Origin of the sequence: Nevskia sp., assembly GCF_021732705.1 — a bacterium.
Classification (GTDB): Bacteria; Pseudomonadota; Gammaproteobacteria; order Nevskiales; family Nevskiaceae; genus Nevskia.
Genome location: NZ_JAKFUM010000002.1, coordinates 1 through 23,290, shown reverse-complemented (window position 1 = coordinate 23,290; position 23,290 = coordinate 1). Strand labels below are relative to the sequence as shown.

The 23,290-nt window shown below is 67.8% G+C and carries 18 protein-coding genes; 11 read left to right on the top strand and 7 right to left on the bottom strand.

Annotation, left to right across the window (positions count from 1 at the left end; all coding sequences use genetic code 11):
* Positions 1-1,257, bottom strand: coding sequence for a glucose-1-phosphate adenylyltransferase (gene glgC, locus QZ951_RS00570; RefSeq protein WP_366943773.1), 1,257 nt, complete (start codon positions 1,255-1,257; stop codon positions 1-3).
* A gap of 265 nt (positions 1,258-1,522) precedes the next feature.
* On the opposite strand from glgC, the gene glgB reads away from it, so the two are divergent.
* Genes glgB through malQ form a run of 3 tightly spaced genes read left to right on the top strand, consistent with a single transcriptional unit; the run spans position 1,523 to position 7,945 of the window.
* On the top strand, positions 1,523-3,742 hold the full coding sequence (glgB, locus tag QZ951_RS00565; RefSeq protein ID WP_292997432.1) for a 1,4-alpha-glucan branching protein GlgB: 2,220 nt from the start codon (positions 1,523-1,525) through the stop codon (positions 3,740-3,742).
* Complete coding sequence (gene glgX / locus QZ951_RS00560) at positions 3,739-5,880, top strand: glycogen debranching protein GlgX (RefSeq protein ID WP_292997430.1); 2,142 nt, start codon at positions 3,739-3,741, stop codon at positions 5,878-5,880. Before glgB ends, glgX begins: the two co-directional genes overlap by 4 nt.
* Complete coding sequence (gene malQ / locus QZ951_RS00555) at positions 5,873-7,945, top strand: 4-alpha-glucanotransferase (RefSeq protein ID WP_292997428.1); 2,073 nt, start codon at positions 5,873-5,875, stop codon at positions 7,943-7,945. The genes glgX and malQ overlap by 8 nt, the downstream gene beginning before the upstream one ends.
* 9 nt (positions 7,946-7,954) lie before the next feature.
* Here the strand turns inward: malQ and QZ951_RS00550 are convergent, their stop codons facing one another.
* Together QZ951_RS00550 and QZ951_RS00545 are read right to left on the bottom strand one after the other, a co-directional pair.
* Complete coding sequence (locus QZ951_RS00550; protein ID WP_292997426.1) at positions 7,955-9,127, bottom strand: lipase family protein; 1,173 nt, start codon at positions 9,125-9,127, stop codon at positions 7,955-7,957.
* A gap of 37 nt (positions 9,128-9,164) precedes the next feature.
* Positions 9,165-9,767 (bottom strand): carboxypeptidase-like regulatory domain-containing protein, encoded by a 603-nt coding sequence (locus QZ951_RS00545; protein WP_292997425.1) that lies wholly within the window; start codon positions 9,765-9,767, stop codon positions 9,165-9,167.
* Between the two features lie 151 nt (positions 9,768-9,918).
* Here QZ951_RS00545 and QZ951_RS00540 point away from each other — a divergent pair, with 151 nt between their 5' ends.
* The 3 genes from QZ951_RS00540 (at position 9,919) to QZ951_RS00530 (ending at position 14,035) form a co-directional block, all read left to right on the top strand.
* Positions 9,919-11,151 (top strand): phosphotransferase family protein, encoded by a 1,233-nt coding sequence (locus QZ951_RS00540; protein WP_292997423.1) that lies wholly within the window; start codon positions 9,919-9,921, stop codon positions 11,149-11,151.
* On the top strand, positions 11,151-11,693 hold the full coding sequence (locus QZ951_RS00535) for a hypothetical protein (RefSeq protein WP_292997421.1): 543 nt from the start codon (positions 11,151-11,153) through the stop codon (positions 11,691-11,693). Before QZ951_RS00540 ends, QZ951_RS00535 begins: the two co-directional genes overlap by 1 nt.
* Before the next feature lie 494 nt (positions 11,694-12,187).
* Positions 12,188-14,035: a vanadium-dependent haloperoxidase gene (locus QZ951_RS00530; protein ID WP_292997419.1), complete on the top strand. Its 1,848-nt coding sequence runs from the start codon at positions 12,188-12,190 to the stop codon at positions 14,033-14,035.
* 153 nt (positions 14,036-14,188) lie between these two features.
* Here the strand turns inward: QZ951_RS00530 and QZ951_RS00525 are convergent, their stop codons facing one another.
* The 3 genes from QZ951_RS00525 to zwf form a co-directional block, all read right to left on the bottom strand.
* Complete coding sequence (locus QZ951_RS00525) at positions 14,189-15,658, bottom strand: M20 family peptidase (RefSeq protein ID WP_292997417.1); 1,470 nt, start codon at positions 15,656-15,658, stop codon at positions 14,189-14,191.
* 94 nt (positions 15,659-15,752) lie between these two features.
* Positions 15,753-16,466, bottom strand: coding sequence for a 6-phosphogluconolactonase (pgl, locus tag QZ951_RS00520; protein ID WP_292997415.1), 714 nt, complete (start codon positions 16,464-16,466; stop codon positions 15,753-15,755).
* 1 nt (position 16,467) lies between these two features.
* Complete coding sequence (gene zwf, locus QZ951_RS00515; protein ID WP_292997413.1) at positions 16,468-17,928, bottom strand: glucose-6-phosphate dehydrogenase; 1,461 nt, start codon at positions 17,926-17,928, stop codon at positions 16,468-16,470.
* Positions 17,929-18,067: 139 nt separating this feature from the next.
* Between zwf and edd the strand changes: the two genes are divergently transcribed.
* From edd to QZ951_RS00495, 4 genes are all read left to right on the top strand, one after another.
* Positions 18,068-19,930 (top strand): phosphogluconate dehydratase, encoded by a 1,863-nt coding sequence (gene edd, locus QZ951_RS00510; RefSeq protein WP_292997411.1) that lies wholly within the window; start codon positions 18,068-18,070, stop codon positions 19,928-19,930.
* A gap of 80 nt (positions 19,931-20,010) precedes the next feature.
* On the top strand, positions 20,011-20,631 hold the full coding sequence (eda, locus tag QZ951_RS00505; protein WP_292997410.1) for a bifunctional 4-hydroxy-2-oxoglutarate aldolase/2-dehydro-3-deoxy-phosphogluconate aldolase: 621 nt from the start codon (positions 20,011-20,013) through the stop codon (positions 20,629-20,631).
* Between the two features lie 202 nt (positions 20,632-20,833).
* Positions 20,834-21,238, top strand: coding sequence for a hypothetical protein (locus QZ951_RS00500; RefSeq protein WP_292997408.1), 405 nt, complete (start codon positions 20,834-20,836; stop codon positions 21,236-21,238).
* A 173-nt stretch (positions 21,239-21,411) separates the two neighbouring features.
* A complete protein-coding gene (locus QZ951_RS00495; protein WP_292997406.1) occupies positions 21,412-21,735 on the top strand; it encodes a hypothetical protein in 324 nt (107 codons plus the stop codon).
* A gap of 109 nt (positions 21,736-21,844) precedes the next feature.
* Here the strand turns inward: QZ951_RS00495 and QZ951_RS00490 are convergent, their stop codons facing one another.
* Positions 21,845-22,114: a hypothetical protein gene (locus QZ951_RS00490; protein ID WP_292997404.1), complete on the bottom strand. Its 270-nt coding sequence runs from the start codon at positions 22,112-22,114 to the stop codon at positions 21,845-21,847.
* A 79-nt stretch (positions 22,115-22,193) separates the two neighbouring features.
* Between QZ951_RS00490 and mddA the strand changes: the two genes are divergently transcribed.
* Positions 22,194-22,913, top strand: coding sequence for a methanethiol S-methyltransferase (gene mddA, locus QZ951_RS00485; RefSeq protein ID WP_292997402.1), 720 nt, complete (start codon positions 22,194-22,196; stop codon positions 22,911-22,913).
* Positions 22,914-23,290: the final 377 nt, after the last annotated feature.

The following is a 23,290-nucleotide window of genomic DNA, read 5'->3' as shown; positions in this document are numbered from 1 at the left end:
TCAGCCGAGCAGCATCTCTTTGGTGACGAGCGTCACGCCGGATTTCGTCACATGGTAGTAGCTCGCCGGGCCGCCGGTGCCTTCGCCGATGCAGGTGTCGTCCGGAATGACGCAGCCTTCGTCGATCACCGCCTTGTTGATCGTGCAGTTGCGGCCGACCATCACGCCCGGCAGCAGCACCGAGTGGCTGATCCGGCTGCCGGTCTCGATCCGCGCGTTGTTGAACAGCACGGAATTGCGCACCTCGGCGCCGGCGATGATGCAGCCTGCGCTGACCATCGAATCGATCGCGCAGCCGCGCGCATCCGGCTTGTCGAGGATGAACTTGGCCGGCGGCAACTGCGCGGCGTGGGTCCAGATCGGCCAGCGCTCGTCGTACAGGTTCAGCTCCGGCAAGACGTCGGTCAGTTCCAGGTTCGCCTTCCAGAACGCGTCGACGGTGCCGACGTCGCGCCAGTAGCCCTGCTTGCCGTTGTCGTACAGGTCGCGGAACGGGTAGGCGTAGACCGCCGCTTCGGCGATCGCCTTCGGGATGATGTCGTGGCCGAAGTCGTGGCTCGATTCGCTGACGCCGGCGTCGCGATTCAGGAAGTCGAGCAGGAAGCGGGCATCGAACACGTAGATGCCCATGCTGGCCAGCGCCATGTCGGGCTTGCCGGGCATCGGCTTGGGGTCTTTCGGCTTCTCGTCGAAGCGGACGATGCGGCTGTCGTCGGCGATGGTCATCACGCCGAACTCGGTGGCATCGGACAGCGGCACTTCGAGGCAGCCGACCGTCACCGAAGCGCCGGTCGCCACGTGGTGCGCAAGCATCGGGCCGTAGTCCATCTTGTAGATGTGATCGCCGGCGAGGATCAGCACGTGCGCCGGCTGGTGCGCGCGGATGAACGGGATGTTCTGGTAGACGGCATCGGCGGTGCCGGTGTACCAGCTCATGCCTTCGCTGCGCTGCTCGGCCGGCAGCAGTTCGACGAATTCGCCGAACTGGCCGCGCATGAAGCCCCAGCCCATCTGCAGATGGCGGATCAGCGCGTGACTCTTGTACTGGGTCAGCACGCCGACGCGGCGCACGCCGCTGTTGATGCAGTTCGACAGGGTGAAATCGATGATCCGGAACTTGCCGCCGAATGGCACCGCCGGCTTCGCGGTGTTTAGCGTCAGTTGTTTCAGCCGCGAGCCACGCCCGCCGGCCATGACCAGTGCCAGCGTTTCACGGGTGGCACGGCTGACGAAACGCACTTCCGGCTGCGTTGACACATTCACTCTCCACGGCCCCGGCGGGTGACCCGGCGCAACCGGGTCGTTGGACTATGATCGCTCAGCGCGTGCCGTTTCGGGCCGCGTGCGGGATCGGATGGGATGGCTTTTGCTGCACCTTGCACCATCGAAGTGCAAAACGCGGCACGAACCATGCGAATTCGATGCCATCCAGCCGTCGAATCGGCCCGTCATTGTTCCTGCGCTCCGTGAACCTGTTTCGACTGCCGATGCCGATGTTTGCCGCCGCCTGCCCAGACCCCGCATGAACCGCCCGGAGCGGCCCGCTCGCGACGCATCGCGCGATCCGAGGCTCGACGCGCTCGTGCGCGGCGAACCGGTCGACGCCTTCGCCGTGCTCGGGCGGCATGGCGCAACGATCCGCAGCTTCCAGCCCGGCGCGCGCGCGGTGACGGTGCTCGACGCGACCCGCGGCACCGTGCTCGCGACACTCGAATGCGTGCACGGCGACGGCCTGTTCGAAGGCGCGATCGTGGCCCCTGACGGCACGACCGCGGGGTATCGCCTGCGCGTGCAGTGGCCGGACGGCGAGCAGGACCTCGACGATCCGTACCGCTTCGGCCTGCTGCTCGGCGAGCTCGATCTGCACCTGTTCCGCGAAGGCCGCCACCGCGAGCTGGGCCGGGTCATGGGCGCGCAGCCGATGGTGATCGACGGCGTGGCCGGCGTGCGCTTCGCGGTCTGGGCGCCGAACGCGCGGCGGGTGTCGGTGGTCGGTCCGTTCAACCTGTGGGACGGCCGGCGCCATCCGATGCGGCTGCGCGTGGAGGCCGGCATCTGGGAGCTGTTCGTGCCGCAGCTTGCGGCCGGCGAGGTCTACAAGTACGAGGTGCTCGGGGCCGATGGCGATCGCTGGCTGAAGGCCGATCCGTTCGCCCGGCAGGCCGAGCTGCCGCCGGATACCGCATCCGTCATCCCCGGGCCGCAGGCGTTTGCCTGGCGTGATGCCGGCTGGCTGGCCGAACGTGCGACGCGGCAGGCGCGCAATGCGCCGATCAGCCTGTACGAGCTGCACGCCGGCTCCTGGCAGCGGAACGATTTCGGCGCCGGCGGCGTGCCGGACTGGGATCAGCTCGCCGCGCGCCTCGTGCCGTATGTCGCCGGCCTCGGCTTCACCCACATCGAGCTGATGCCGGTCATGGAGCATCCGTTCGGCGGCAGCTGGGGCTATCAGCCGCTGGGGCTGTACACGCCGACGGCGCGCCACGGCTCGCCGGAAGCGTTCGCCCGCTTCGTCGACGCCTGCCATGCAGCGGGCATCGGCGTGATCCTCGACTGGGTGCCGGCGCATTTCCCGGCCGACGCCCACGGCCTGCGCCGCTTCGACGGCACCGCGCTGTACGAGCACGAGGACCCGCGCGAGGGCTATCACCCGGACTGGAACACGCTGATCTACAACTTCGGCCGCAACGAAGTGCGCGGCTTCTTGATCGGCAGCGCGCTGCATTTCATCGAGCACTTCCACATCGACGGCCTGCGCGTCGACGCCGTGGCCTCGATGCTGCACCGGGACTACTCACGCAAGGCCGGCGAGTGGATTCCGAACCTCCACGGCGGCCGCGAGAATCTCGAAGCGGTCGCCTTCATTCGGGAACTGAACACGGTGCTGGCCGAGCGCTGCCCGGGGGCCATCGTCATCGCCGAGGAATCGACCTCGTGGCCGGGCGTCACCGCGCCGGTGGCGCAGGGCGGTCTGGGCTTTGCGTACAAGTGGAACATGGGCTGGATGCACGACACCTTGCAGTACATGGCGCGCGAAGGCGTGCACCGCAAGTTCCATCACGACGACATCACGTTCGGGCTGATGTACGCGTTCTCCGAAGCCTTCGTGCTGCCGCTGTCGCATGACGAGGTGGTGCATCTCAAGAAGGCGCTGGTGGCCAAGCTGCCGGGGGATGCCTGGCAGCGACATGCCGGGCTGCGCGCGTACTACGGGCTGATGTGGGGCTATCCCGGCAAGAAACTGCTGTTCATGGGCGGCGAGATCGCGCAGGAGCGCGAGTGGAATCACGACATCGAACTGGACTGGCCGGGTCTCGCCGATCCGCTGAAAAGCGGCCTGCAGCGTCTGGTTGGCGATCTGAACGCCGCGTATCGCGACCTGCCGGCGCTGCATCGCGGCGATTGCGATGGCCGCGGCTTCCGCTGGGTCGTCGTCGATGACACGGCGAACAGCGTCTTCGCGTGGCTGCGCTTCGCGCCGGACAGCGATGCGCCACCGGTTCTGGTGGTCTGCAACTTCACGGCCGTGCCGCGCCACGGCTATCGCGTCGGCGTGCATCGTCCCGGTGCGTGGCGCGAACGGCTGAACACCGATGCCGCGATCTACGGCGGCACCGATGGCTGCACCGGTGGCGGCAACGGCGGCGTGCACATCGCCGAACATCACGCCAGCCACGGCTATCCGGCGAGTCTCGTGCTGGATCTGCCACCGCTGGCCTGCCTCATGCTGGTGGCAGCATGACGCCGGTGCGGCGGCGGCTCGAACCCGGCAACCCGTGGCCGCTCGGCGCGACCTGGGACGGCAGCGGTGTGAACTTCGCGGTGTTTTCTGCGCACGCCGAGAAGATCGAGCTGTGCCTGTTCGACACCAGCGGCAAGCGCGAACTGGAACGCCTGCCGCTGCCCGAATGCACTGATCAGGTCTGGCACGGCTATCTGCCGAATGCCCGACTCGGCCAGCTCTATGGCTATCGCGCGTACGGCCCGTACGAGCCGCTGCGTGGCCATCGCTTCAATCCGTACAAGCTGCTGCTCGATCCGTACGCGAAGCGCCTCGCCGGCGCGATCACCTGGAGCGACAACCTGTACGGCTACCGGCTGGGCTCGGCCAAGCTCGATCTGTCGTTCGACCGGCGCGACAGCGCGCTGTCGATGCCGAAGGCGGTCGTCGGCGAGAACGTGCTGGAGTGGGGTGACGACCGCGCGCCGAACGTGCCGTGGTCGAAGACCGTGATCTACGAAGCGCATCTGCGCGGCCTGACCATGCGCCGGGACGACTTCCGCGCACCGGAGCGCGGCACCTTCGCGGCACTGGCGAACCCGAAGATGATCGAGCATCTGGTCAAGCTCGGGATCACCGCGATCGAGCTGCTGCCGATCCACGCCATCGTGCAGGACCGCGAGCTGCAGGCGCGCAAGCTGCGCAACTACTGGGGCTACAACACGCTCGCGTTCTTCGTGCCGGAGCCGCGCTACCTGTCCGAAGGCGGACTGCGCGAGATCCGCACCGCGATCCGGCGCCTGCATGCCGCCGGGATCGAGATCATTCTCGACGTGGTCTACAACCACACCGGCGAAGGCAGCGAACTGGGGCCGACGCTGAGCTTCCGCGGCTTCGACAACGCCAGCTACTACCGGCTGATGCCGGGTGCGGAGCGCCACTGCATCAACGACACCGGCTGCGGCAACACGGTGAACCTGAGTCACCCGCGCGTGCTGCAGCTGGTGATGGACAGCCTGCGCTACTGGGTGCAGATGTTCCATGTCGACGGCTTCCGCTTCGACCTGACCTCGACCCTCGGCCGCGAGCCGGCTGGTTTCGATCCGGGCAGCGGCTTCTTCGACGCGTTGCGGCAGGACCCGAGCTTGAGCAAGGTCAAGCTGATCGCCGAGCCCTGGGACATCGGCCCCGGCGGCTACCAGCTCGGTCGCCATCCGCCGGGGTTCGCCGAGTGGAACGACCGCTTCCGCGACGACGTGCGGCGCTTCTGGCGCGGGGATGAAGCGATGCGCCCGGCGCTGGCGGCGCGGCTGCATGGTTCCGCCGATTTCTTCGATCACGGCACGCGCCGGCCCTCGGCCTCGCTGAACTTCATCACGGCGCACGATGGCTTCACCCTGGCCGATCTGGTCAGCCACGCGACCAAGCACAACGCCGCGAACGGCGAGGACAACCGCGACGGCCACTCGGACAATCACAGCGCGAACTGGGGCGTCGAAGGGCCGACCAACGATCCGGCGATCCGGCTGCTGCGCGCCCGCATCCAGCGCGCCCTGCTCGCCACCCTGCTGACCGCGCACGGCACGCCGATGCTGCTGGCCGGCGACGAGTTCGGCCAGACCCAGGGCGGCAACAACAACGCCTACTGCCAGGACAACCGCACGGCCTGGCTCGACTGGTCGCTGGCCGAATCCGACGACGGCCGCGCGCTGACCGCGTTCGTCGCCCGGCTGATCGCCGCGCGGCAGGCGCATCCCTCGCTGCGCAGTGCCGCGTTCCTGCACGGCCGCTCGGAGCCGCTGCCGTTCGTGCTCGACATCGCCTGGTTCGACGAGCGCGCCGATGTCATGACGCCCGATGCCTGGCAGGACGTGCACGGCCGCCGCGTGATCCTGCGCCGCGCGGTTCCCATCGACGCGACCCGGGTCGACGTGACGCTGCTGCTGATCAACGGCTCGTTCGAGGACGCCCCGTTCCGCCTGCCGACGCCGCGGCTGGCGTGGCAGCGCGAGATCGACAGCGCCGACCCGCTCGCCGCCGTTGCCGAACTGCGCGAAGACACGGTGCAGGTCGCCGCGCATTCGGTCGTGTTGATCACCGCCATCGCCGCCATCGAAAGGGCGCCCGAAGGAGCGCCGGAAGGAGCCGCCCATGTCTGAGCTGCACGCGCTGGCCGAGGCTGCGGGCCTCGCGACGCGCTGGATCGATTACCAGGGCGTGCCGCGCGACGTTGCGCCGGCCACCCTGCAGGCCGTGCTTGCCGCACTCGGCTACGACTGCGCCGATGACGCGGCCTGCCGCGCCAGCCTGGCGCAACTGGCGGATGCGCGCGCGCGGGCCGTGCTGGCGCCGATGCTCGTGGTGCGTGCCGGCGAGCGCGCGAAAGTCGGGCGCATCGATGATCCGGCGAGTCGCGAGTACCGGATCGAACTCGAAAACGGTGCGGGCAGCGTCACCGGCACGGCCGAGGCCGATGCCGACGGCGAATGCCGGATCGGGCCGGTCGATGACGATGGCTATCACCGGCTTTCGATCAACGGCCAGACCGTGACCCTCGCCGTGGTGCCGGCCCGCGCCTTCACCGTGCAGGATCTGGTCGGCACGCGGCGGCTGTGGGGGCTGACGGCGCAGATCTATGCGCTGCGCAGCGCCGGTGACGGCGGTATCGGCACCTTCGGCGGTCTCGCGCAGTTGGCGACGGCCGCTGCGCGGCACGGCGCGTCGGCCATCGCGGTCAGTCCGGTGCATGCGCTGTTCTCGGCCGATGTCGAACGCTTCAGCCCGTATTCGCCGTCGAGCCGGCTGTTCGTCAACGCGCAGCACATCGATCTGGCGGACGTGTTCGGCCGCGCGGCGGTCGACGCGGCGCTCGCCGACGAAGGCCTGCACGACGAAGCCGCCGCACTCGAAGCGCGGCCGATGGTCGACTGGCCCGCCGCCGGTCGCATCCGTCTTCGCCTCGCGCGACGGCTGCTGGCCGGCTTCGACACACTGCCGTCGGCGCTGCGCGACGAGTTCGCGCAGTTCGTGGCCGCGGGCGGCGAGCCGCTGCGCGACCATGCGCGCTTCGAAGCGCTGCAGGCCCATTTCCTCGCGCAGCAACCGCCGCTGTGGCAGTGGCAGACGTGGCCTGCGCCGTTTCGCGATGCCGGCAGTGCCGAGGTTGCCGCGTTCGCCGAACGGAATGCCGCCGAAGTCCTCTTCCACCTGCAACTGCAATGGCTGGCCGATCGCGGACAGCGCGCGGCACAGGCGGCCGCGAAGGCGGCCGGCATGGCGATCGGGCTGATCGGCGATCTCGCCGTCGGCGCCGATGGCGGCGGCAGCCACGGCTGGAGCCGGCCGCAGGACTTCCTGCGCGGCCTGTCGGTGGGCGCGCCGCCGGATGCGCTGAACGCACTCGGGCAGGGCTGGGGCCTCACCGCGTATTCGCCCCGTGCGCTGATCCGCGGCGGCTACGCCCCATTCCTCGAACTGCTGCGCAGCCAGCTGCGACACGCCGGCGGCCTGCGCATCGACCACGTGATCGGGCTCGGCCGGCTGTGGCTGGTGCCGGATGGCGCCGGGCCCACCGAGGGCGCCTACCTGAAATACCCGATCGACGACCTGTTCGGTCTGATCGCGCTCGAATCGTGGCGGCATCGCGCGGTCATCATCGGCGAGGACATGGGCACCGTGCCGGACGGTTTCCGCCAGCGGATGAGCCCGGCCGGCATCCTCGGCATGCGCGTGCTGTGGTTCGAGCGCGACTGGGGTCTGTTCGTCGAGCCGACGCGATGGCCGGCCGATGCCGTGGCGATGACCACGACCCACGACCTGCCGACGGTTGCGGGCTGGTGGTCCGGGCGTGACATCGACTGGCGCGCGCGGCTGGCGCTCTATGGCGAAGGTCAGGACGAGGCCGGCGACCGCGCCGCCCGTGCCGAGGACCGCGCCAAGCTCTGGGCCGCGTTCGTCCATGCCGGCATCGTCACCGGGGCGCAGCCGGCGGATGACGACACGGCCGCCGTGGTCGACGCCGCCTGCGTCTTCGTCGCGTCGACACCGCCGCCGCTGGCGCTGATCCCGGCCGAAGACCTGCTCGGCGTCATCGAGCAGCCGAACGTGCCCGGCACGATCGACGAGCATCCGAACTGGCGGCGGCGGTTGCCGGGCGCGGTCGGGACGATGCTCGACGCGCCGGCGGTGGCGGCGCGGATCGCGGCGATCGCCGCGCGCCGCTAGCGCCGCGGCTCAACCGACGCCGGCGTAGGTCAGCGCCCGGGTCGCCGTCGCCTGCAGGCTCGACCACAGCAGGCCGAGCGTCCAGCGCAGGAAGGCCGCCGTGATCTGCGCGGCGCCGACCACGACCCGGCCGAGGTAGCTGAAGATTCGCCCGACCAGCGAGCGAACCCAGCCGGCGATCTCGCCGGACAGGTCGGCCGCCCGCGCCAGCAGGTACGCGATCTGGTCCAGCACCGTCGCGCCGATCGCGACGACAGTGCCGATGGCGCCCACGACGAGGTTCTTGGCCTGCTTCAGCAGCCAGTTCAGCGCCCGCGCGATCAGGCCGAGCAGGCTTGCCGACAGATGCGCCGGACCGCCGCTGTTCGAGGTCGACTCGACCCAGCGCTTGATCTTGTCGTCGTTCGTCGGCTCGTCATCCTCGTTGGCCAGCGCATCCCAACCGGCCGTGCCGACCCCCGGGATGTAGCTGCCGAGCATGTTGTGCGCGGCGATGCTGATCAGCCCGCCACCGTTGCGGATGACATAGCCGCCGCGGGTGTACGGCATGTGGCGGAACGGGAAGATCGGGATCATCGGCACCGGATCGGCCACGTGGCTGACGCGGTAGATGTTGTCGGCGCCGAGGCGCTCGGTCAGCTCGCGCGAGAAGTCGGGCAGGCCGAGCCGCGGCGCGCCGAAGGTGTACAGCGAGGTCGCGGCCAGTCGCTGGCTCGAGGCCCAGTCGGCATTGAGGCCGGCGAGCGCGCCGCCCAGGCTGTGGCCGACGCAGTGGACATGGCTGACGTTGCGGCCGCGAACGAAGTCGCGCAAATCGTCCCGGAACGTTTTCCAGACTTCGTGAAAGCCGGCATGCACCAGATGGCTCGACGGCCCGCGCTGCACGCCGACATTGAAATTGGACAGCCAGTCGATGCCGATCGCGGTGCCGCGCGTGGCGATCAGCAGTTCGCCCTGCCGTCGGCCAGTACCGGCAGCGACGTAGCCGAACCCGGTCAGCTTCTTGAACGCCAGCGCGCCGGATCGACCCTCGAAGCGCTTGCCGGCCTCCAGCGCGAACTCTCCGCCGGTGCCGAGATCGTTGCCATCGGCGAGCACATCGGCGATCGCGCTTTCGCGAAGCTGATAGACGCCGCGCGCGATCAGCGCGGCCTGGCGAGGGGTCAGCGGCGTGATGCTCATCGTCGGGCTCTCCCGGATCGGGGTTACTGGGCAGCGATCAATTCCACTCGCAGATGCCGAACACGTTGTCCTTGCGAACCGGGTCCTTTTCGAGGCGGCACACCAGCCGGATCGGCTTGCCGTTCAGTTCGTCGTTTTCGCGGTAGCTGCCCTTTTCGAACACCCACGCGCGGTAGGTCTTGCCGCCGTGCTGGATCAGGATCTTCTGTTCGACGAACGGCTCGTGCGGCAGGAAGGAGCCGAGCAGGGAGCCGCCGAAGACCGACGGAAAGCGGAACGCGCCCTGCGCGTCGGTCTGGGTGCTGTCGCCGCCTTTCTGGTCTTTCCAGTGCCAGAACCAACTGCGCTCCAGCGTGGCCCCGGCGACCGGCTGGCCGTGGTCGAGCACCACGCCGCTGACTTCCGAGAACAGGCACATCTTCGACATGGCGAGCGCCTCCGTCGGCGGGAGCAGGAATGCGAGCGCAGCGGCCAGCACAGCGAGGCCGGCGACCGGCCAGAGCCTTCGCCGCCGGGTCGCCGTCGCTGGATCAGCCTGCCTGCGCATGGGCACCACGCTGCAACAAAACTGGAGACAAAAGGCTACGACGGCTGCGGCGCGACATTCAACCCGGACGCGCGTCGTCGGCAGTTCCGGCATTGACGCACCGCGCCGCGACAGGCGACGCTTTCAACGACGACGGCCTCGCAGACTGACAGCGAAGCCCTGACACGGGTGCTCCGGGAGAATTCCTGATGATGCTTTGCTTGGCGGCCGCCACGGCGGCGTGGGGTTGCGCGCGAGGGCGGGCATGACCGCCGCGGCCCGTTTCCGCGGCGTGATCGACAAGGCCCGGCCATCGCCGGAATGGATCGCGGATCTGCGACGCCGCTTTCCGACCGAGCCGGAAATCGACCGGGTTCTGACCCGCAAGATGGAGCGCCGCAGCGGGCCGGGCTTCACGCCGCTGCCGCTGGAGCGGCTGGTGCAGGGCGTCACCTCGCTGCTGAAGGCGGAACTGGCCGACCCGTTCGAGATCGTCGATGCCCGCTGGCTGTCCGGCGGCGCGTCCAAGCTGCAGATGGCGTTCACGCTGCACTGGAACGCGCCGGGTCCGGACGGCGTGCGCACGCCGCAGAAAACGCCGATGGTGCTGCGGATGGAGCCGGCGGAGTCGATCGTCGAGACCAGCCGCCAGCGCGAGTTCCAGTTGATCCGCGCGATGCGCGGCGTGGTGCCGGTGCCGCCGGTCTACTGGTGCGATGCCGACGGCGCGCACCTGCCGTATCCGGCGCTGATCTACGGCTTTGCCGAGGGCGTGACCAAGCCGACCACCGCGCACAGCGGTGTCACCGGGCTCGGCACCCATCTGCCGATCGACCTGCGGGCACAGCTGGCGCCGCAGTTCGTCGCGCATCTGGCGGCGATCCACACGGTCGATTTTCGCGGTCGCGGGCTCGATGCCTTCGCCGTCCCCGCGGCCGGCAGCACCGATTGCGCGTTGTGGGGCGTGAACTGGTGGGAGCGGGTCTGGGAGGAAGACAGCGACGAGGACATCCCGCTGGTGCGGCTGTGCGCCGCGTGGCTGCGTGCGAACCTGCCGGTGCTCGATCGCCCGGTCGTCGTGCACGCGGACTATCGCCTCGGCAACTTCCTGTTCACCGAGCACGACGCACGGATTTCCGCGTGGCTGGACTGGGAGCTCGGCCGCATCGGCGATCGCCATCAGGATCTGGCGTGGACCACGAGTCAGGCGTTCGGCCATCTGGCCGAAGACGGCAAGACTTTCCTGACCTGCGGCCTGCTGCCGGAAAGCGCGTTCCTCGCGGCCTACGAAGAGGCGTCCGGGCTCGGCGTCAACGCGAAAAGCGTGCATTGGTACAAGGTCTACAACGCCTACATGATGGCAACCCTGCTGTTCGGAACCGGCTACCGCGTGGCGCGCGGCGGCAAGACCCATCAGGACGTGCTCGTGACCTGGCTGATGGGCATCGGCTCGATGCTGCTGGACGAGATGCGCACCCTGATCGAGGAGGCCCCGTAATGCAGATGCGTCCCGCGATCCAGATCCAGAGCATCGTCAAGGCGATGACCGATGTCGTGCTGCCGGCGCTCGATCCCGCCAACAAGCTGGCGCAGGAACAGGCGCGGCTGGTGATCGGACTGCTCGGCCTGATGGCGAGCCAGCTGCCGACGCAGTTCGCGTTCGACTGCGACGAGCTGGAACGGCTGCTGGCGTTCTCGCACGAGCTGCAGAACCACGCGCACGGTGGCGCCGAGACCGCGGCGGCGGTGACGGCCTTGGCCGAAGCCGCTGCCGAAGCCGGCCGCGTGCTCGATGGCGCGCGTTCGTCGCCGGCGGAAGTCGAAGCGGCGGTGCGGGCGCTGCGCAGCCTGTCCGGCGACGTGATCACGCAGGTGCATGTCGACGGCGAGGCCGCTGCGCGTGCCGCGGTGCAGGCGGCGGTGCTGCGGATGTCGAAGGCGCAGCTGCTGCGCGATCGCGCGGCCATGCTTCCACAGGGCTGGGAGCCCGATCCGGCCGCGATTCCGCCGCTTGCGTCCTTGCTCGGCACCGCCGACTAGGCGTCAGCCGCCGGCATCTCGCGCTCGTCCCTCGTTCGCGAAGGCCGAGCGCTCGGCCGATGACCCGGCGGCCATCCCGCCGCCGTATCGGCGCTGACCCAACACCGTCCGATCGTCCTTGCCGGCGCGGCGATCGCGCCGCCGCAGGTTGCTTCGTGACCACGGCGCTGACCGGCACGCGGCAAGGCGGCACGGCCGCCGTCCGCGCGAGCCTGTGAAACGCGTCACATTGCCGTGGCCCCGCGCGGCTGCGCGGCTGTCGTAAATCCCTACTTGTGAAAATGGTGTCATCGGCCGGAGCTGGGGACAACTTGCGACCGCGCTACCGGCTGTCGGCACGAAATAGTCCGTTCGTCGCCGACCATGTCGCGGATTTCGCCCGCGCATTTTTCCGCCTCTCGACTTGATCCAGATCAACGACCATCGTCCGGTCGCTGCCGGCAGCGCGCCGAGCAGAAACCGATGTTCATCAAAGAACCACTGGGGATGACGACATGGGCACAAAGGGTGAATTCACGCAGGACCAAGCGGTTGCCGGGGCGATGCAGGACGAGGGCCGGCCGGCGTCGGGCAGCCGCCGACGCTTTCTGGGCGGTTTGACGGCATTGCCGATCGCGCTCGGCGCCGGCGCGATGGCGACCAGCGAGTCGGTGCTGGCCGACGACGACGGTCGCGGCGGTGGCGGTGGCGGTGGCGGCGGCGGCGGCGATGTCAGCGGCGGGCTGACGGCAAGCGAGCGTCGGAAGAAAGCCTACGAGCTGCGCGTCGACGCGGCGCAGGCCAATCGCGATGCCGAACTGCGGAACGGCACGCCGAACAGCGACGAACTGCGCTGGCCGAACGGCATCGCCAGCTTCTCGAAATCGCTGCCGCACAACAGCCTCGGCGAGCCGGACGTCAACGCGTTCACGCAGCTCGTCGCCGCAATCCGCAGCGGCCGCCAGGCGGATTTCGATGCCCTGCCGGTGGGCGTGCACAACCCGCTCGGCAACGGCCGGCGTCTGGTCAATCCGCAGGCCGGCATGGCCTTCGATCTGGAAGGCGCGGATGTCGGTCGCCTCGGGCTGCCGCCGGCGCCGAGCTTCGACAGCAAGGAAGAAGCGGCCGAGATGGCCGAGCTGTACTGGATGGCGCTGACCCGCGACATTCCGTTCAACCAGTGGAGCACGGACCCGACGATCGCCGCCGCGGCGGCCGATCTCACGAATTTCGGCAGCGCCTTCAAGGGCCCGAAGGAAGGCGGCATCGTCACGCCGCAGACCCTGTTCCGCGATCCATTCCCGGGCGTGACCGTGGGGCCGTGGCTGTCGCAGTTCTTCCTGAAGCCGATTCCGTTCGGCGCTCAGTTCATCGACCAGCGCGTGAAGGCCGGCCTGCCCGGTGTCGACTACATGACCACGTTCCCGGCCTGGCTGGCGGTGCAGAACGGCGTCAACACGCCCGGCATCACGGTGGAGTCGCAGGCGCGCTGGATTTCCGGCAGCCGAACGATGTGCCAGTTCGCGCACATCGATCAGCTTTACCAGGCCTACTTCAACGCGATGAACATCCTGCTCGGGCTGGGCGTGCCATGGGACGCCGGCAACCCGTACGGCCGCCAGCCCGAAGGCGGTGCCGGGCGTCCGTACGATGCCGCCTTCAACGGGCCGACCCCGAACATCCTCAACGGCACGCAGGTCGCGTTCGGAACGCTGGGAGGGCCGTTCATCCTCGCGCTGATGGCTGAGGTCTCGACCCGGGCGCTGAAGCACGTCTGGAACGAGAAGTGGTGCGTGCATCGCCGCCTGCGGCCGGAAGAATTCGGCGGCCGGCTCGAAGTGATGCGTCAAGGCGCGCGCAACTATCCGATCCACGGTTCGATGTTCAGTTCCACGGTGCTGCCGAAAGTGCTGGCCCGCAACGCCGCGCTGAATGGCGGCAGCGGCACGTGGCTGCTGTCGCAGGGCTTCCCGGAAGGCTCGCCGAACCACTGCTCGTATGGCTCCGGCCATGCCACTGTGGCCGGCGCCTGCGTAACGGTGCTGAAGGCCTTCTTCGACGAGAACACGATCCTGCCGCGGCCGTATTACCGCACCAGCGATGACGGCCTGAGCCTGATCGTCGACGACAGCATTCCGGACCTCACGGTCGGCGGCGAGCTGAACAAGATCGGCAGCAATGTCGCGCAGGCCCGCAACATGTGCGGCGTGCACTGGCGCACGGACGCCACCGAAGCGCAGCGGCTGGGCGAGGCGGTGTCGATCAGCATCCTCAAGGACAACCAGAAGCTGTTCAAGGAGCCCGGCGCCGGTTCGCGATTCACGATCACCAAGTACGACGGATCCACGATCAGCGTCGGCTGATCGTCAGGACACCGAATCAGCGTCGGCTGATCGTCAGGCTCCCGCATCAGCCTCTGCTGACCGCGAGGCGCCTGGGAACCCGGTCTGACGGAGAGGCTGAAGGCGCTGCGATTCGATCCGGATCGCAGCGCCTTTTGACTGGTGGCGCGTCCGTCACTCCAGCGTTTCGAGCACCCGGCGATACCAGCGCACGGCGTTGGCGAAATCACCGATGGCGATGCGCTCGTTGGCGCCGTGGATGCGGTTCAGGTCCGCTGCCACCAGCGGCACCGGCAGGAAGTTGTAGCGGTTGTCGTACAGCCCGGCGTAATGCCGGGCGTCGGTGGCGCCAACGACGAGGCCGGTGCTGACCAGCGCATCGGGAAACACGTCGAGCACGGCGTTCCCGAGGTGCCGGAAGGCCGGGGCGCTGGCGTCGGACACCGGCGAGGCCGGATTGCCGAAACCGGCTTCCTGCGTGATCGTGATCGCATCGTCGCCGATCACGCTGCGAATGTGCCGTTCGACATCCGCCACGCTGTCGCCCGGCAGCAGCCGGAAGTTGATCACGGCGGTCGCTTCCGCCGGCAGCACGTTGTCCTTGACGCCGGCGCGCAGGATCGTCGGGGCCGTCGTGGTGCGGATCAGCGCATTGGTCACCGGTTCGCCGCGCAGCAGCTGCAGCAGCAGTGGTTCGAACAGCCAGCGGTTGGCGATCACCACCCGGTTGCGCAGGCTCATTGCGGGCGCGGCGCGTTCCAGCATCACATCCACCGGCGGCGCGATGCGCGCCGGCATCGGGTGATCCTGCAGGCGCACGATGGCGCGGGCGAGGCTGCTGGCGGCGGTATCCGGCGGCGGCGTCGACGAATGACCGCCGATCGCCTTCGCCGTCAGCTTGAACGAGGCATAGCCCTTTTCCGCGGCCATGATCGCGGCGACCGGGCGCTTGACGCCGGGCATCAGGCCGATGGTGATCGCGCCGCCCTCATCGAGCAGCACGGTGGCCTTCACGCCCCGCGCCTTCAGGGTTTCGGCGATCTTCGCCGCACCGTCGAGGCCGCTGATCTCCTCGTCGTGCCCGAACGCGAACAGCACGGTACGGGCCGGTTGCCAGCCGCTGGCGGCCAGCGATTCCGCGGCTTCCATCAGGCCGATGACCGAGACCTTGTCGTCCAGCGTGCCGCGGCCCCAGACGTAACCATTGGAAACCGCACCGGAAAACGCCGGCTGCAGCCACAGCGATTCGGTGCCGGGCTCGACCGGCACCACGTCCATGTGGGCCAGGAACAGCGCCGGGCCAGCGACCGGGTCCTTGCCCGGCCAGGTGAACAGCAGGCTGTGGCCGTTGATCACTTCGCGGGTCATGACCCGATGCGCGTTCGGGTAGTTCGTCTCCAGCAGCGCGGCCATTCGTTCGAATGTCGCCAGATCGATCTGCGACTTGTCCTCGAACGAGACCGTCGGGATGCGGATCGCAGCCGCGAGCCGTTCGGCCAGTGCCTTTTCATCGAGCGGCAAGCGGGGCGCGGCCGGTCGAGCGCCTGGCATGCCCGGCAGTCGTGCGGTGTTGAACGCGAGCACCGCGATCAACGCGATGAGGGCGATGCCGAGGGCAGTCAGTGCGGTCTTTGGCCAGCGCATGATGTGAATATATAGTCAATGCGGCCCGCTGCCTCCGGGATTCCGGCGCCCGCGGGAATTCGTTGCTCGTGCTCGGTACGGACGGACAACGAATTCAGACGACGGCCGGGTCGACGATCCAGACCTCGACCGGCACCCGGCGCTGCTGCAGCACCGCCGCGATCGGCCGTAGCAACGGATCGCCATCCGCGGCGACCGCGGCGCGATACACGGCGAGCTTTGCCGCACCCGACAGCGGCAGCACGATGCGCCGGGCATCGAGCAGCGCTGCCAGGGTCAGCGTGATCCGTGGATGCGGCGCGGTCAGCGGCGTGATCGCGGCCACGACGTCCGCGTTCGCCACGTCCAGCGCCTGCGCCAAGCCTGCCGCGCCCGGAAACAGCGACGCGGTGTGGCCGTCTTCGCCCATGCCGAGCACCACGACATCGAACGGCCGCGGAATCGCCGCCAATGCCGCGCGGGTGGCCGCGAGGCCGGTTTCGGGCGTATCGAATGCCGATTTCAGGCCGATGAAGCGCGCGGCCGCCGCACCATCGATCAGCAGATGCTCGCGCAGCAGGCGTTCGTTGGAATCCGCAGCCGACGGCGGCACCCAGCGCTCGTCGGCCAGTGTGATCCAGACCCTCGACCAGTCGACATCCGCCCGGCGCAGCGCGGCGAAGAACGGGACCGGGCTGCGACCGCCGGAGACGACAAGCGATGCCTGACTGCGCTGCGCGATGGCCGCACGAAGATCGTCGGCGACGGACGCGGCGACGGCTGCGGGCAGGGCATCGCCATCGGCCAGCGTCCGTTCGAACAGCGCCATCTCAGCTTTCTTCCTTCCAGCTCAAGCCATCGCGGACGATCAGCGCGCTCGATGCGGTCGGCCCCCAGGTGCCGGCGCTGTAGCCCTTCGGGGCATCGCCCTGCGCGGCCCACGCGGCGTGGATCGGGTCGATCCAGCGCCAGGCCTCGTCGAGTTCGTCGCGGCGCATGAACAGGGTCAGATTGCCGCCGATCACATCCATCAGCAGGCGCTCGTAGGCGTCCCATTGCCGGGTCTTGAAGGTTTCGGCGAAGTCGAGGTCGAGCTTGACCGGCTTCACCCGCATGTCGGCACCCGGCACCTTCGCCAGCACGTGCAGTTCGATGCCTTCGTCCGGCTGCAGGCGGATCACGAGCCGGTTGACGTTGCCGGCATCGTTGCCGGGCAGGATCGCGTGCGGCACGGCGCGGAAGTTGATGACGATCTCCGACATCCGCTCCTGCATGCGCTTGCCGGTGCGCAGGTAGAACGGCACGCGCGCCCAGCGCCAGTTGTCGACATCGACGCGCATCGAGACGAAGGTTTCGGTGGTCGAGCCATCCGGAATGCCGGTTTCGTCGAGATAGCCGGGCACCGCCTTGCCTTCGATCGCGCCGGCCCGGTACTGGCCGCGGACGATCTTGTTGCGCACGTCCTCCGGCGTGAACGGCCGCAAGGCACGGAGCACCTTGAGCTTTTCGTCGCGGATCTCGTCGGGGTTGATGCTCGACGGCGGCTCCATCGCCAGGATGCAGAGCAGTTGCAGCGCATGGTTCTGCACCATGTCGCGCAGCGCGCCGTAGCGGTCGTAGTACTCGCCGCGATCGCCGACGCCGACGGTCTCGGCCAGCGTGATCTGCACATCGCGCACGCTGGCGCGGTGCCACATCGGCTCGAAGATCGAATTGCCGAAGCGCAGCGCGATCAGGTTCTGGACCGTTTCCTTGCCGAGGTAATGGTCGATCCGGAAGATCTGCTTCTCGGTGAAGATTCTGGCGACCGATTCGTTGATCGCCGTCGCCGAATCCAGACTGAAGCCGAGCGGCTTCTCCAGCACCACGCGCGACAGCGGCGTGACCAGCCCGGCGCTCGCGAGGTGGTTGCAGATGCCGGCGAACAGGCTGGCCGCGGTCGACAGATAGAACACGCGGATGCGATCGGCCGAGTCGGCGAGGGCGGCGGAGAGCTTCCCGTAATCGGCGGCCTGTGTTGCGTCGATCGCCAGATATTCGAGCCGCGTGGCGAATTTCTGCCAGACCGCTTCGTCGAAATCCTTGGCCGGCACGAAGCGCTGGCAGGCATCGTGAACCATCGCGACATAGGCCGCGGTATCGAGGGCCTGACGCGATACGGCTATGATTCGCCAGCCCGTGCAATCGATTGTATCTCGATGCCGATAATACAAGGCGGGCAACAGCTTGCGCAGGGCGAGGTCGCCGGTGCCGCCGAAGAAGACAAGGTCAAAGCACTGCGGTTGGGCCATGGCGTGAGGTTCTCGAACTGCGTTTTGCACCGTTCTTGCAATGCTATCGTGCCTGCTCGATGTCGCGGTCATTGGCTAGCGGTTTTCTTGCCAGTGTCCCGTCCGGACGCGCACAGGTGGCCCCATCGCCGGAGTTTTCATGGCCTTGCATCCCGTAGTCGCCGCCGTCACGTCCCGAATCCGGGCCCGCAGCGCCGCTTCCCGCACCGCCTACCTGAAGAAGATCGACGCCGCGCATCTCGCCGGCACGGCGCGCGGTCGGCTCGGCTGCACCAACCTCGCGCATGCCTTCGCCGCGTCCGACGCCGGCGACAAGCAGCAACTGCGCGCCGGCCGCTGGCCGAACATCGGCATCGTCTCGGCCTACAACGACATGCTGTCGGCCCATCAGCCGCTCGAGCGCTTCCCGGCGATCATCAAGCAGGCGGCGCGGGAAGCGTTCGCCGTGGCGCAGTTCGCCGGCGGCGTCCCGGCGATGTGCGATGGCGTGACGCAGGGCGAGCCCGGCATGGAGCTGAGCCTGTTCTCGCGCGACGTGATTGCGATGTCGACCGCGATCGCACTGAGCCACAACACCTTCGACGCGGCGCTGATGCTCGGCGTCTGCGACAAGATCGTGCCGGGCCTGCTGATCGGCGCTCTGAGCTTCGGTCACTTGCCGGTGATCTTCGTGCCGGGCGGGCCGATGCCGTCGGGCATCTCGAACGATGACAAGGCCAAGACCCGGCAGCTGTTCGCGCAGGGCAAGGTCGGCCGCGAGGCGCTGCTGGAATCGGAAGCGCAGAGCTATCACGCGCCGGGCACCTGCACCTTCTACGGCACTGCCAATTCCAATCAGATGCTGATGGAAATCATGGGCTTGCATCTGCCCGGCGCGGCTTTCGTCAACCCGAACACGCCGCTGCGCGATGCCCTGACGGCCGCCGCCGGCAAGCGTGTGGCCGCGATCACCGCGCTGGGCGACGCCCGTTTGCCGCTGGCCGAGGTCATCGACGAGCGGGCCATCGTCAACGGCATCGTCGGCCTGCATGCCACCGGCGGGTCGACCAATCACACGATCCACCTGATCGCGATGGCGCGCGCGGCCGGCATCGTCATCGACTGGGACGATTTCTCCGATCTCTCCGCCGTCGTGCCGCTGCTGGCGCGCATCTATCCGAACGGCAAGGCCGACGTGAATCACTTTCACGCCGCCGGCGGCATGGGCTTTCTGATTCGCGAGCTGCTGGCGGCCGGCCTGCTGCACGGCGACGTCCAGACCGTCGCCGGTCGCGGCCTCGACGCGTATGCCGAAGCGCCCTTTCTCGATCCCGATGGCGCGTTGGCCTGGCGGCCGGCGCCGGCGGCGTCGCTCGATGAATCCGTGCTGCGCCCGGCGTCGCATCCGTTCAGCGCCGATGGTGGCCTGCGCCGGCTGACCGGCAATCTGGGCCGCGCCGTGATCAAGGTGTCGGCCGTGAAGCCGGAACATCGCATCGTCGAAGCGCCGGCGCAGGTGTTCGATTCGCAGGAAGCGATGCTGGCGGCCTTCAAGCGCGGCGAGCTGAAGCGCGATTTCGTCGCCGTGGTCCGTTTTCAGGGCCCGCGCGCGAACGGCATGCCGGAGCTGCACAAGCTGACGCCGGCGCTGGGCGTGCTGCAGGATGAAGGGTTTCATGTCGCGCTGGTCACCGATGGCCGGATGAGTGGCGCGTCCGGCAAGGTGCCGGCCGCGATTCACGTGTCGCCGGAGTGTCTGGCCGGTGGCGAACTGGCCAGGGTGCGCGATGGCGATGTGATCCGGCTCGACGCCGAGCAAGGCCTGCTGCAGGCGCTGGTTCCGGAAGCGGAGTGGCTCGCACGGCAACCGGCGGAAGCCGATCTGTCCGCCAACGACAGCGGCTGTGGCCGCGAACTGTTCGCGACGGCGCGGTCGCAGGTCAGCAACGCCGAGCACGGCGCGATGATCGTCGGCGACGCCGTGGCGGGCGTGCGCAGCGGCTTCGATCTGCAGATACGCTGAGGTCCGGTCCAGCACGTTTTTCGTTCGCCACGTTGGCTGATCGCCGTAACCAGAACGCACCAGTGGAGCACCCGCGGAACATGCAGATCGTCGACATCCTGAAAGCCGGGCCGGTGATGCCGGTCATCGTCCTGAATGAGCTGCGCGATGCCGTGCCGCTGGCCCGGGCCCTGATCGGTGGCGGGATCCGTGTGCTGGAAGTGACCCTGCGGACGCCGGTGGCACTGGACTCCGTGCGCGCCATTCGGGCGGCCGTGCCGGAAGCGATCGTCGGCGTCGGCACCGTCACGACCAGCGAGGACCTGCTTGCCGCGATCACGGCCGGGGCGCAGTTCGGTGTCAGCCCGGCGGCAACGCCGGCTCTGCTCGATGCGGTTCGCAAGTCCGGCCTGCCATTCCTGCCGGGCACGATGACGCCCAGCGAAGTGCTGGCGGCGCGCGATGCGGGATTCCGGGCGCTGAAGCTGTTCCCGGCAGCGCCCGCGGGCGGCATTCCGCTGCTGAAGGCGCTGGGCTCGGTGTTCTCCGACGTGCTGTTCTGCCCCACCGGCGGCATCGACGCCGCGAGCGCGCACGGCTATCTGGCCTTGCCGAATGTCGCCTGTGTCGGCGGTTCGTGGCTGGCCCCGCCCGCGATGATCGCAGCCGGCGACTGGGCGGGCATCACCGATCTGGCCCGCGCGGCAGGCAGGTTGCGCTGATCGATCGCGTCTTCATGCGCTGACGGGCACGTGCTTTGCACTAAATCGGTGCGCTTCGGGCAAGGGCTCATGACTGTGCGCGTTTGTCGAGGATGCGTCAAAGCTTTGTTTTTGCATCATTAAGTTCGATCGACAGTCGAAATTTCCGGAACTTCTGTTGCCATCGGCAGTCAATGCACTGAAACTGTGCGTGTACTGCACCATGAAGAAGCTTCTCGCCATTGCCGTCGTCGTGCTCGGGCTGCTGATGCAGCTGAGGGTGGCGTACGCCTGCGAACCCGGCGCCTTGGGAACGGCAGAACCCTGCAAGCTGCACGCTGCGATCGCTGACGGTCATGGCGATGCGCCGCAAGACCGCGGCTCGGGCTGCGAGGTTGCGCTGGACCTCGCCAGTCGCACCGCGAGGCAGACGGATGATCTGGACGATCTGGTCGCCGAGCTGACCCATCCGCAAGCGAGCGATCCGCCGGCCGCCTGGCCGTCGCCGCTCGTTTCGGCGCTGCGGCATTACCGTCCGCCGGCGTTGCTCCGCTTCCGCGCACGCATGCCGTCCGCGGCGTCGCCGGGATCAAGCACCTTCCTCGTCACCGCGCGTCTCCGGATTTGAGTCGCGGTTGATCTGGCGTCCGGCTGCCGCGTTTGGCGGCGGCCCTGCGCCCGATGGCTTTGCCATCGCTCCCCAACCCATCGCTCCACGCCCTTCCCACTAGCCCGATGGCTGCCCGGCCATCACTGCAGGGAGAGGTCTGTTCCTTATTCGTTCAAGACGAGGTACATCTCATGTCCAACTGGAAACTTCTCACGATCGCCGCGCTTGCCGCAGCCCTTGCAACTCCCAACGCCATGGCCACCGACTGGCTCAAAACCAAGCAGCACTGGCTTTATCCGACCACGGACAAGGCCGTGCCCTCGCCGGAACCGGCTGGCAGCAAGCCGATGGTGGATTCGAACGAAGCTTGGCGAGCGGCCAGGCAACCCGAGCGGGTCGTGACCGACGGCGCCGTTGTGGCGACGAGTGATGGCGCAAGCACGCCGAAGCTGGATGCGATCGAAGCCTGGAAGCAGGCGAAGTTTCCGCATCTGCAGACCACCCGAAAGCGCTGATCACGGTCGATAGTCTCCGCAAGAGCCGCCCGCTGGGCGCGGGCGGCTCTTGCGGCGACGTGGCTTGCTTGAAGACTGGGCCCGGCGGGCACCGTCTGCGAAGATCGCGTCAATCACAGAAATGAGCGGCCAGCCGACCTTCGATCCCTGCATGAATGAAGGATCGCGATCGAGACGCGCAGTTGCCTGCCCGAGCGGACGCTGCCGAGTCGGACTCGGCCTGCGCCTTGTCGGCGCGGCTCAGCAACGGCTGATGAAAGAGCCGTTGAACGCGGCTGCCGTGGTGGAACCCGGCGTTGCCGACCGTCGATGCGAGGATCGGCGGCTTGCGGATGACGTGCTGCTCGCCGCCAGCCAGCATGGCTTGCCGGGCAGCCAAGACAGTCGTTTAATCGCGGGTCGCGGCAACGCGATCAACGCGTGTCGATCCTTCGCAACGTCATCCCGGAGCCGAATCCGTGAACCGCTATTTGTCGTTTGCCTACGGCGTGGCCTGCTACGGGCTGTTTTTTGCCGTGTTCGTCTATTTGATCGGCTTCCTGAACGATGTCGGTGTGTTGAAATCGGTCAACAGCGGCCTACCGGGGCCGGTCGCGACAGCGTTGTTCGTCGACATCGGCCTGATCACGCTGTTCGGCGTTCAACACAGCGTCATGGCGCGACCCTGGTTCAAAAGGAGGCTGACGCAATTCGTGCCGCACGTGATCGAGCGGAGCAGTTACGTGCTGGCGACGAACGTCGTCCTGATCCTGACCTACCTGTTCTGGGAACCGCTGCCGGGCGTGGTCTGGCAGATTCGTGAACCGATGCTGTCGACGGCGCTGTACATGTTGGCTGCGGTCGGCTGGCTGATCGTGCTGATCTCGACCTTCCTGACCAACCATTTCGATCTGTTCGGCCTGCGTCAGGTCTGGCTGAACTTGCTGCGCCGCAACTACAGCGCAGTCGCCTTCAAGGAGCACCTGTTCTACCGCTGGGTCCGCCATCCGATGATGCTGGGACTGTTCATCGCGTTATGGGCGACGCCGGAGATGACCGTGAGCCATCTCCTTTTCAGCGTCGGCATGTCGATCTACATCGTCGTCGGCGTGCACTTCGAGGAAGCGGGATTGAAAAAGGAGCTCGGCAAGCCGTACCAGGACTATGTCGCCCGCACCGGTCGCTTCCTGCCGTTTTGACGAAAGTGACCATTTTTTGAGCATTTCTGGGAAAGCGCCGCGGTCTTCGAGAATTCTTTCGAAATCCCCTTGACGGTGTGTGCGGCTGCCCTATAATTCGCCCCCTCGCAGCGGCCACCGTTGCGGGGGTTGGGAAGGAAAAAGGAGTCGGCGCTTTCGGGGTTTATCGGAAAGAGTTGACAGGGGATGAAAGTCCTCTATAATTCGCCTCCCTGCTGACGGGCCTGACGCGAGACGCGGAAGCCCAGAAGCCTGATCTTTAACAGAATAACAAGTGATTTTTGTGGGTGCTTCCGGGTGCTTGGCAGCAAGCCAATGCATTACGGAGCATCGATGAAAGCAGTAAGAGCCCATCGATCGCTCTATGGCCTTGAAGA

Excerpts from the sequence above, each read along its gene's own strand:
- zwf (WP_292997413.1), bottom strand. The coding sequence starts at position 17,928 with ATGGCCCAACCGCAGTGCTTTGACCTTGTCTTCTTCGGCGGCACCGGC.
- QZ951_RS00535 (WP_292997421.1), top strand. The coding sequence starts at position 11,151 with ATGCAGATGCGTCCCGCGATCCAGATCCAGAGCATCGTCAAGGCGATG.
- QZ951_RS00495 (WP_292997406.1), top strand. The coding sequence starts at position 21,412 with ATGTCCAACTGGAAACTTCTCACGATCGCCGCGCTTGCCGCAGCCCTT.
- QZ951_RS00550 (WP_292997426.1), bottom strand. The coding sequence starts at position 9,127 with ATGAGCATCACGCCGCTGACCCCTCGCCAGGCCGCGCTGATCGCGCGC.
- pgl (WP_292997415.1), bottom strand. The coding sequence starts at position 16,466 with ATGGCGCTGTTCGAACGGACGCTGGCCGATGGCGATGCCCTGCCCGCA.
- glgX (WP_292997430.1), top strand. The coding sequence starts at position 3,739 with ATGACGCCGGTGCGGCGGCGGCTCGAACCCGGCAACCCGTGGCCGCTC.
- QZ951_RS00540 (WP_292997423.1), top strand. The coding sequence starts at position 9,919 with ATGACCGCCGCGGCCCGTTTCCGCGGCGTGATCGACAAGGCCCGGCCA.
- edd (WP_292997411.1), top strand. The coding sequence starts at position 18,068 with ATGGCCTTGCATCCCGTAGTCGCCGCCGTCACGTCCCGAATCCGGGCC.
- glgB (WP_292997432.1), top strand. The coding sequence starts at position 1,523 with ATGAACCGCCCGGAGCGGCCCGCTCGCGACGCATCGCGCGATCCGAGG.
- eda (WP_292997410.1), top strand. The coding sequence starts at position 20,011 with ATGCAGATCGTCGACATCCTGAAAGCCGGGCCGGTGATGCCGGTCATC.
- QZ951_RS00500 (WP_292997408.1), top strand. The coding sequence starts at position 20,834 with ATGAAGAAGCTTCTCGCCATTGCCGTCGTCGTGCTCGGGCTGCTGATG.
- QZ951_RS00545 (WP_292997425.1), bottom strand. The coding sequence starts at position 9,767 with ATGCCGGAACTGCCGACGACGCGCGTCCGGGTTGAATGTCGCGCCGCA.
- QZ951_RS00525 (WP_292997417.1), bottom strand. The coding sequence starts at position 15,658 with ATGCGCTGGCCAAAGACCGCACTGACTGCCCTCGGCATCGCCCTCATC.
- malQ (WP_292997428.1), top strand. The coding sequence starts at position 5,873 with ATGTCTGAGCTGCACGCGCTGGCCGAGGCTGCGGGCCTCGCGACGCGC.
- QZ951_RS00530 (WP_292997419.1), top strand. The coding sequence starts at position 12,188 with ATGGGCACAAAGGGTGAATTCACGCAGGACCAAGCGGTTGCCGGGGCG.